Genomic DNA, 9,549 nt, shown 5'->3' with positions numbered 1-9,549 from the left:
GTGGTTTTTTTGACAACGACCACCGAAAAGCGACGGGCATGGGTGACTGGCTTAAAGAGCAAGGTATTGACACCGTTTACGTCATGGGCTTGGCTACCGATTATTGTGTTAAGTTTACAGCCCTTGATGCCCTTGAGCTAGGTTTTACAACTTACCTCATTAAAGACGCTTCACGTGGTGTAAATTTATCTCCAGGCGATGTAGATAATGCTGTAGCGGAAATGTCTGAAAAAGGCGTAAAAGTGATTCATTCAACCCAAATCCTCAAAGCCTAATTATTGTGAAGGTAGAATGCTGGTTTATAGGAAAAACGGCTGACCGCTATCTGCGAGAAGGCATTGATAAGTACGCGAAGCGGCTACCTCATTATCTTCCTTTTGAAAAAGTGATCCTTCCTGATATTAAAAATGCGGGCAAGCTCAGTTCTCCACAACTCAAGCAAAAGGAAGCAGAGTTGGTCCTTTCCCGACTCAAACCCCAGGATGCCCTCTTTATCCTTGACGAAAAGGGCAAACAATTAACTTCAGAAGATCTTTCGCAATGGATCGATCAACAACTCCAGGGTTTTCATCGGCGCTTAATTTTCCTGGTCGGTGGTGCTTTTGGTTTTGATGATGCCATTTATCAACGGGCTAATGGGAAACTTTCGTTGTCCAAGATGACCTTTTCCCACCAAATGGTTAGGCTCTTCTGGCTAGAGCAACTGTACCGTGCTATGACAATATTAAAAAACGAACCTTACCACAATCCTTAGTCTACTATGTCTATTTCGTTAACGCTGGTCTTAATTATTCTGACCTGCCTCATTTCTTATCAGGCTTTCAATAACCCTGAAATGAAGGCCAAATTGCTTTTCCGTCCGGTTGATATCCGTAATGGAGAATATTACCGCTTCTTCACCAGTGGCTTGATTCATGGAGATTTTTCCCACTTGCTTTTTAATATGTGGGCGCTCTATATTTTTGGCGAACTCGTAGAGAATATTTTCATCACCTATCTATTTGGGCCTACCATTGGCCGAGTAGCTTTTTTAATCTTCTACTTTAGTGCCGTAGCAGTGGCCAGCCTCCCCTCCTACTTTCGTCATCAGGATAATTACGCTTACAGTGCACTGGGGGCTTCAGGAGCAACGTCGGCTTTATCTATGATCTTCATCATGTTTCTTCCTTGGGAATGGTTCGTTTTCCCTCCCCTGCCGGGCATCTTACTTGCTGTAGGTTTTCTATGGTATTCTTCCTATATGGATAAGCAAGGTAGAGACAATATCGGCCACAATGCCCACCTTTCAGGAGCTATCTATGGTATCGGTTTCATTATCGTAGCTAGCCTTTTATTGAAACCAGAATTGCTAACCTATATGCTCCAGCAATTGCTCGCTGGGCCACAACCGTTTCCTGGATTTTAATGTCTTTCACCACATAGGTATATAGTTTTTCACCTCTATATACCTATGTGGTAAAATCATTACATCTAAAACCGCGCACTCACTCCCACCATTGCATTCAGGCCCAGCGTAGGATAACGGAACCAACGTTGACGATTATTACCCGCCAGGTTATTCAATTGTACCCAGGCGCCTATGTTTTTCGTAACGTAGTACTCACCCATAATGCTCAGGTCAAACAAAGCATTGAGGTTGTCTACCTCTCCGGCAGTATTCCGGTAAGGCACGCCATTTTCAAGGAAGAAATCTGCCTTGAGCGAGAACTTACGCTCTGGTGTCGTGTAACGAGCTCCTGCATTAACCGTAAAGGAAGGCAGATGCCAAGGCTTCTCTTCCCGCTCCAGTGAGAAGAAGTTCTGGCTTACAGAACCCGTCACCTCTAACCCTGTGAATAAGGGCATCATAACAGTACCCTTGATCGTAACGATCGTAGCGGTATCGTACTGCACATCGAAACGGGGAATACTTTCCAGCGGGTCGTTCAGTTGAAATAAGGCCAAATCATCGATCGCCTTATAACCAATTTGTCCTTGGTAGGTAATCCCTGCAATTGTTCCTTTTACACCACCGTAGTACTCCGTCCACTTAGAGTTGCGAATCTCCATACGAGAACGCAGAAAAGGGTTGTACTCAATCAGGTTACGGAAATTGTTCTTGGTGAGCGAACCATTCGCTCCTATATAAGCAGTAAGCGCTCCTTGAACAATATTCGCACTAGCTTCCAGGTTTGGGAAGAGCGAAAAATTATCCTCAACAGAAGTGATATTTGCACCAATTTTCACCTGAAAAGCGTCGCCATGATAAGTATAACTAGGCTCAAGGTAGAAGTTATTGAGGGTCTGTTTCATCGTATCGCGGAAGGTTGAAAAATCCGTTTTAAGCACAATGCTCAACGGATGTTTTTCATCAAACCACTTGGTACCTTCCAACGTCAGCAGCATCCCATTCTCACGGGCCGCGTAGTTGTCGTTCATCAGATAAATATCGACCCCGGCACGATAGTTGAAATCCGCCTGGGTGCGCTCACCGTTAAAAATATCAAGTCCGAAATCAAAAATACTGAATCGCTGCCGTACTTCTTCATCGGTAAATGAATACAGCATGGTATCCAACTCTTCGTTGATATCATTATAACCATAGTAATAAACACCATTGTTTTCGTAACCAATCTCTCCATTTACGGCAAAGCCTTGGTCAAAATAAAAGGTACCATCCAACCCTAAACTATTGTTACTATACCGTTGGTTTTCAACCTTCTTCTTGTTGTTTGCCGTATGTCGCATCAATTCTATACCGAAGTCAAAATCCTCGTTCTGGGTAATATCGTAGGATAGTTCTCCGTAAAAAGCATTAGGATATCCTCCTCCTAAACGGGCATAACCATCATAAATTTCTGGCGGCTTCTCCGTGCGAAAAGCCAAAGGCCGGATACGAGGCGCAAGGTATTCAACAGCCACATCTTTGGACACTACATTGTAGTTTAGCCGCCGCGTAGTAGAATCCAATGGTGGCAATTCCGGGCGGACACTAATGCGGTTTGCTTCAGCTAAACGCGCTTCAAAGTTTTTCACGACATCTACTTGGCCCGAAGGCAAATCGCCCTGAGCCGAAAGGCTAAAGCAGAACAACATCAAGCAGATACTTCCTATATATTTCATGCTAATTAATTCTAGTAAATGAAAAAGAAAATTCCGTTCCTGAAGCTTAGGAACAGCACGAAAATAAAATGAGATTCTGTTTTTCATAATAGTTGAATAAACAATTCACTTAAAGAGTTTTAACTATTTTAAAAACCTGAAAAGACCTCGCAGAAGCAGCGAAGCTAATCGCATTTTATTTTCTGCGCAATACTTAATTACCCCCTCCTTCAAATTGAAGTTGATTAGGATCAGAATTATCAAGACGGCTTCCCTGGTTAATCATGGTATTAACCCGATTAAGCTTCTGGCGTGCTTCGGCAACCAGTGTTTGATCTTCATTGTAATTATCCAATAAAGCCTCCAAGGCTGCTCTACCATTGTAGAGGTCGCCTTGTTCCACAAAAATATCGGACAACAAGATCACACTCTTTGCAACCCAGAAAGGGTAACCAGAACTCTCGCGGTTGGCAGCCAGTGTGAGCTCTTTGGCCTTGTTCAAATCTCTGCGTTGGTAATAAATAGATGCTCTCAGGTAGCGGGCCTCAGCAGTCTGTTCATTATCGCTTAGACGGATTGTCTCATTAAGAGCGGCCAATGATGCGGTGTAATCACTTCGATCGTAGGCAATTTTACCAATGTAGAAATTCGCTGTCGCTCGCTGCAATTCAGTAGCACTCGGGTTACTCGACACCTTGTTTGCAAGCGCGTAAACCGCTTGGGAATTACCAATCCGGTAGGCAGAACGCATACCTCCCAGTTGGGCCTCAAAACGTAGCTCTTCGGTATCTGCGACCTGCTCCAAACGCGTATACAAATCGTAGGACTTATTAAAATCCTGGGCATGGTTATAAGCGATAATTGCCGCCTTCTCCAAACCACGCAAGTAATATCTGCTTGGCCCCTTGGAAACAACCCAATCATAGTGGGCCAATGCTTGATCGTACTGGCGAAGCACCGCATGACTCTCTCCTTTATGATAATGGGCAGTAAGCACATTGATACCATTAGGAAACTGATTAAGATAATTCTGGTAGCTCTCTACGGCACGCTGATAGTTGCCGTTCTCATATTGCGTCTCCGCTGAGCGGAAAAACAAGCTATCTCGTGAAAAGTCATTAAAGTTATAATCAGGGATCGTCCGCAAAAATGCTTCCAGCAAATCTGGGCGGCCCATATCTGAAACATAAATTTCGTCCAATGCCGCGAGTGCTACATTGATCTCTTCAGGACTCGGGTTGTTGGCAAAAACCTGCTTGTAGTAATTAATAGCAGCCTCCTGATTTCCCAGGTTATAGTTAATTAATCCTAGTCGCAAATAGGATGGCACCACCAAATCAGAGCTATTGCGGTATTGACTAACCAGACGTCGCAATGGTTCAATAGCCCTACTTGTCTGCCCAATCTCTTGATAGGTAAGCCCTAATTGAAAAAGAGCATCGTCTGCGTATTCAGAATTAGGATAGTCGGAAACAATTTGCTCAAGGGCCAATATTTTCTGGGCATTGCGGTTTCGCAGCCCTTCCAACAAGGCTTTTTGGTACAAAGCATAGATAAAGCCACTGTACTGGTTGTTGACGGCTTCGTCATAATACTGAATAGCCTGATTGTACTGGTTGCGTTTAAAATATGCATCTCCAGTACGCAACACAGCATCACCAAGCATTTCGTCACGTACCGCCGGGTTGGCGATAAAGGAACGGTTACGCTTGATCCCTTCTACCGTAGCACGGAAATAATCCAGTGCAGCAGGGAAATTATCCTGCTTCAGGTAATTGTATCCCTGCAAATAATTGCCAGTGAATAACGACGACTCATCTGGCAATCCTGTTTGGCTTTTAGCCAGGGTAAGGAACTGGCTATTCAGTCGAATACTTTCGTTGAAGTTCCCATCACGATGAGCGATATCTGCTAACCAATAAAGGGCTAGTGCCTGGCTCCGAGTATCAATAGGAAACTGTAGTGAACGATTGAATAAGGTCTTCGCTTCCGCTGGATTATTTTCCTGCAAAAGCTGAATACCACGTAAAACCAGTACCTTCTGATGACTCTCTTGTAATTGCGGTGGCTTATTGGGCATCGCGTCCAAAATGGTCAAGGCTTGTTCGTAATTGCGGTACGACAAGAATATCTCCCCCATCAAGGTCTGAGCTTCAACATAATAAGGGCTGGTAGGCGTAATCTTCTGGAAAGCATCAATGGCTTCCTGTGGATCTTTCATCTCGTAGGCTAGCTTGCCATAGTTGAAATTAGCCTCCTCTGCCAACGCAAGATCGTAGTTCATTCGCTTGGCATTACCAAACGAAGCACGCGCCAATGAGCGGTCTCCTGTACGGAGGTAAGCTTCTCCGAGGTAGTAATTAGCAGCCTGGCCCATTTCGTTATCCTGTCCACTTACTTCTTGCAGATTGCGGATAGCCTTGGCGTAATCCCCCGTTTTATACTGAGTATACCCCAACTGATAGAACTCCTCTGCCCGCAAGCGACCAGAACGATCAGCATAGTACTCTAAATAGCTCAGTGCTTTGGTATAGTCTCCTTTCTCAAAATAAGCTTGACCTACCAGTTGATAAATTTCTTTCTGATTTTTTAGATTCGGCTCCGACAAACGTGGTTCTGCATACGCGATTAACTCATCAAAACGGCGTTGAGCGAAATAAATCTGAGCCGTGTAGTACGGAATATAATCATCGTACTTACTCGAACGCTCAACCAAACGAAACTGCCGAACAGCATTATCATAATCACCTTCGTAGAAATAGCAAAGTCCCAAGTAGTAATTTGCAGGGTAGTAAAACTCCGTTTCCAGGTCTTTGATTTCTCTGAAATTAGTCTTGGCTTCTCCAAAATTTTTCTTTACAAACTGAGCATAACCCAGCTTAAAGCGAACTCCCGCCCGCTCTTCTCTTGACAGTCCTGAAGTAGGTACCTTACTCAGATAAGAGATAGCCTTATCATAATCCCTGTTGTCAAAATAGTAATTGGCTATTTCAATCAGCGCTTGATTAGCAATGGGATCAGGAGAATAGTTTCTAATAAATTCCAAGATGAGCTTTTCTCCGTCTGATTGCCCTAAACGGACTGCGGATTGAGCATAGCCTAATTCGGCTTTGGTTTTTATTAATGGGGAATCAGCTTCGTTAATTTGACGAAACTCGTCTATGGCATCGCGAAATTCGTTCTGGGCCTTGGCGTAAAGTCCATCATCAAAGAAAAGCTCCCCACGCTTATAGGCCTGGTAAGCTTCGGTATAGACGGTGGTCTCTTGTGCGGCTATCCAGCCTGCGAAAAACACGGCCACCAAAAAGGGCAACAATCGTTTCAGCATTGGTGGTGTAAGTTGGTTGATAGTAGTTGATTTTGTAAAGCGTACAAGGTACAAATTACAATTAATCTTATGAAGTTGCTTAATATTTTGCAAGTAAGCGAGGAATCATTAGACTGCTTTATAAACGCAACAAAGGGGGCAGAATGTTGCATTCTACCCCCTTAAGTGTCACAAGCTAAATTTATGCTAATTTATTTGGCAAACTTACCCATTACCGTCGCAATGATATCGCAACACTCTTCCAATTGCTCTTCCGTCATGACCAATGGTGGCGCAAAACGGATGATATTTCCATGGGTAGGTTTTGCTAACAAACCATGTTCTGCCAGGCTTACGCAAATATTCCAAGCGGTTTTACTCTCTGGGCTATCATTGATAACCACTGCGTTAAGTAAACCTTTACCTCTTACAAGGTTTAGCAGCTCAGGGTATTGTTCTACAAGGTTTTGCATCCGCTCACGGAAGCGTTTTCCTAGTGCTCGGGCATTTTGAGTTAGTTTTTCATCACGAATAACTTCCAGGGCTTCCATGGCTACCGCACAACCTAGTGGATTACCACCAAAGGTACTTCCGTGCTGCCCTGGTTTAATCACTTCCATCACTTCATCATTAGCCAAAACGGCAGCTACTGGATATACACCACCAGAAATGGCTTTACCTAAAATCAAGATATCGGGGCGGGTGTAAGTAGCCTGTTGCTCACAGTGGCTCTGACAATTACAATCGCCACAGACCCGCAAAAGTGCTCCTGTCCGACCAATACCCGTCTGGATTTCGTCAGCAATAAATAGGATATTGCGCTCACGGCATAGCTCCGCAGCAGCAGCCATAAAGCCTTCGTCAGGCACAAACACACCGGCTTCGCCCTGGATCGGTTCTACCAAAAAGGCCGCAATCTTATCCGGCTCATTGTCCAATGCTGCTTTTAGGGCTGTAAGATCATTATAAGGTACCGCCTGAAATCCGGGGGTGTAAGGCCCAAAATTTCCTTTAGCATCAGGGTCACTAGAGAAGGAAATAATGGTCGTCGTCCGTCCGTGGAAGTTTTGTCCACAAACGATAATCTTAGCCGCTCCATTAGGAATACCTTTCTTTTCGTATCCCCACTTACGAGCGATTTTAATGGCTGTTTCTACTCCTTCTGCGCCGGTATTCATCGGCAACACCTTATCGAAACCAAAGTACTCCGTGAGGTACTTTTCATAAGGCCCCAATTTATCATTGTAAAAAGCGCGGGAAGTCAGTGTTAATTCACGTGCCTGTTCAACCAGTGCGTTTACTATCCGAGGATGGCAATGCCCCTGATTAACAGCAGAATAGGCGGAAAGAAAATCGTAATACCGCTTGCCCTCCGCATCCCATACGAATACGCCGCGGCCTTTGGATAAAACAACCGGAAGAGGATGATAATTATGTGCTCCGTAACGGTCTTCAAGTTGCATCAATTCCGACGAAGAAAGTGTGGTGGTTGGCGTCATTTTTATGCTCTATTTTTTTTTGATGTAATAACATCTCTAAACAATAGTGCTAAGGTAGAATTTATTTTCCGTAGGGAAAATGAGCATCAACCGTAAATAACCAATAATAAAGAAAAGAAAAAATGGCGCAGGTAGTAAAAAAAAAGTGAGCCCTGAAAATAAGATAGGCAGGGCTCCTTTAAAAACGCGCTCTCTCTGATGTGAAAATAAAAATCTTGTTGTATTAACAACTATTGCAAATTTAGCATAATATTTAGCATACTTCCAAATATTCTTAAATGATTTTAGGTATCGCGAAAAAAAAATATTACATCATCCACCATTTTAACATTCTAATGCATCGCTTTCGACTGATTTTCTTCACTTTAAAAAACATCTTTTTATTAATTTCTTATTTCCTTAAAATACCTCCTCCCATATTTCCACCCTTTCTTTTTAGCTTAAAAGCATGATAACGTACTCTGTTTAACCTCTTCTCTATCTGTAACAGTCCTATTAACTCAGTTCAAAGACTCCAAACATTTGCCATATATGCGCCAATTAATCCTTCTTTTCCTCTTGGTAACCCTTACGGTAACTAGTTGCCGTAAGGACAATACACCCGACACGGACGACCTCAGCAGCAAAGCGATTAATATCCAGAAAAAGGCAATTAACTGGCTTTTGGCAAAACAAGCCGAAGATGGTGGCTGGCACAGTGAAACCCACGGTATTTTACGAGGAGGTGCCGCTTATACGCCTTATATCCTGGATGCGCTTCAGGAATCGAATACTATTGATCCTCAAGACACTTGCTTCTCAAATGGTTATGCCTTCCTAATCCAGCAGCTCGACAGTACAGGAGCCATTGGCCTAAAAGGGACCTATGTTATTGAATATCCGGTTTATTCTACTGCATATTTGCTAAAAATAAGTACCAAGAGCCCCATAGCCTTGGATACACTCTTTCAACCTCGTTTTGAAAAATACCTCCTTAGTCAACAATTCACAGAACAAAGAGGAATTACGCCTGATCACCCGGCTTATGGTGCTTGGGGTTTTGGTGAACAACATCTCCCAACAGGTGAAGTGGGGCATATAGACCTTTCCCACACCCGTCGGGTATTAGAGGCTTTCCAACACGCACACCGCTCTCCTACCCACCCCTGCTGGCCCAAGGCTGGCATTTTTCTGGAACGATTGCAAAATAACGATGGTGGTTTTTGTAGTTCTACCTATACCCTCGGTGCTAATAAAGCAGATGACCAAACGCATAAATATGTTTCCTATGCGACCGCTACCGCCGATGGATTACTTGCACTATTAAGCTTCCCTGAGATAAATACGCAAAAAATAGAGATAGCAGCCCGTTGGTTACTCGCCAACGAAAACTGGGAACGAGTAAGTGGCATTGCTCCAGGGCAACCAGGTAACTGGGAAAAAGTGCTCTTCTATTATCACATAGCCGTCAGGGCGCAGGCTTATGCCAAAATAAGCCACCTAGGTTTGTTACCAACAGATAATGATTGGCAGCAACAGATTGTTGCGCTACTGACAGAAAGACAATTATCGGATGGCTCTTTTAGCAATCCCTGGGGAGCGCCCAATAAAGAAGACGACCCACTCTTGGCTACTGCGCTTGCTATACGGGCACTGAATGCGGTGATTGAGGCAGGGTTTTAA

7 protein-coding genes are annotated in these 9,549 nt (G+C 43.8%); 4 read left to right on the top strand and 3 right to left on the bottom strand.

Annotated features, from left to right (window positions below; genetic code table 11):
* From ACRBG0_RS26295 to ACRBG0_RS26285, 3 genes are all read left to right on the top strand, one after another.
* A partial coding sequence (locus ACRBG0_RS26295) for an isochorismatase family protein (RefSeq protein WP_431489806.1) occupies positions 1-275 on the top strand: 275 nt, incomplete at its 5' end.
* A gap of 5 nt (positions 276-280) precedes the next feature.
* The gene (gene rlmH, locus ACRBG0_RS26290; protein WP_431489805.1) at positions 281-754 is read left to right on the top strand and encodes a 23S rRNA (pseudouridine(1915)-N(3))-methyltransferase RlmH; all 474 of its coding nucleotides are present in this window, start codon (positions 281-283) and stop codon (positions 752-754) included.
* Positions 755-760: 6 nt separating this feature from the next.
* Positions 761-1,405 carry a rhomboid family intramembrane serine protease gene (locus tag ACRBG0_RS26285; protein WP_431489804.1) on the top strand — a complete coding sequence of 215 codons (645 nt, stop codon included), beginning with the start codon at positions 761-763 and terminating at the stop codon, positions 1,403-1,405.
* Positions 1,406-1,470: 65 nt separating this feature from the next.
* On the opposite strand, the gene ACRBG0_RS26280 is transcribed toward ACRBG0_RS26285, so the two are convergent.
* The 3 genes from ACRBG0_RS26280 to rocD all read right to left on the bottom strand — a co-directional run bounded on the left by ACRBG0_RS26280 (position 1,471) and on the right by rocD (position 7,887).
* Positions 1,471-3,102, bottom strand: a complete 1,632-nt coding sequence (locus ACRBG0_RS26280; RefSeq protein ID WP_431489803.1) for a hypothetical protein — start codon at positions 3,100-3,102, stop codon at positions 1,471-1,473.
* Between the two features lie 193 nt (positions 3,103-3,295).
* On the bottom strand, positions 3,296-6,409 hold the full coding sequence (locus tag ACRBG0_RS26275; protein ID WP_431489802.1) for a tetratricopeptide repeat protein: 3,114 nt from the start codon (positions 6,407-6,409) through the stop codon (positions 3,296-3,298).
* A gap of 191 nt (positions 6,410-6,600) precedes the next feature.
* On the bottom strand, positions 6,601-7,887 hold the full coding sequence (rocD, locus tag ACRBG0_RS26270; RefSeq protein ID WP_431489801.1) for an ornithine--oxo-acid transaminase: 1,287 nt from the start codon (positions 7,885-7,887) through the stop codon (positions 6,601-6,603).
* A gap of 531 nt (positions 7,888-8,418) precedes the next feature.
* Between rocD and ACRBG0_RS26265 the strand changes: the two genes are divergently transcribed.
* Positions 8,419-9,549, top strand: a complete 1,131-nt coding sequence (locus ACRBG0_RS26265) for a prenyltransferase/squalene oxidase repeat-containing protein (RefSeq protein WP_431489800.1) — start codon at positions 8,419-8,421, stop codon at positions 9,547-9,549.

Source organism: Lewinella sp., assembly GCF_050633125.1.
In the GTDB taxonomy this organism is placed as follows: Bacteria; Bacteroidota; Bacteroidia; order Chitinophagales; family Saprospiraceae; genus Lewinella.
This window is presented reverse-complemented; position numbering and strand designations above follow the sequence as displayed.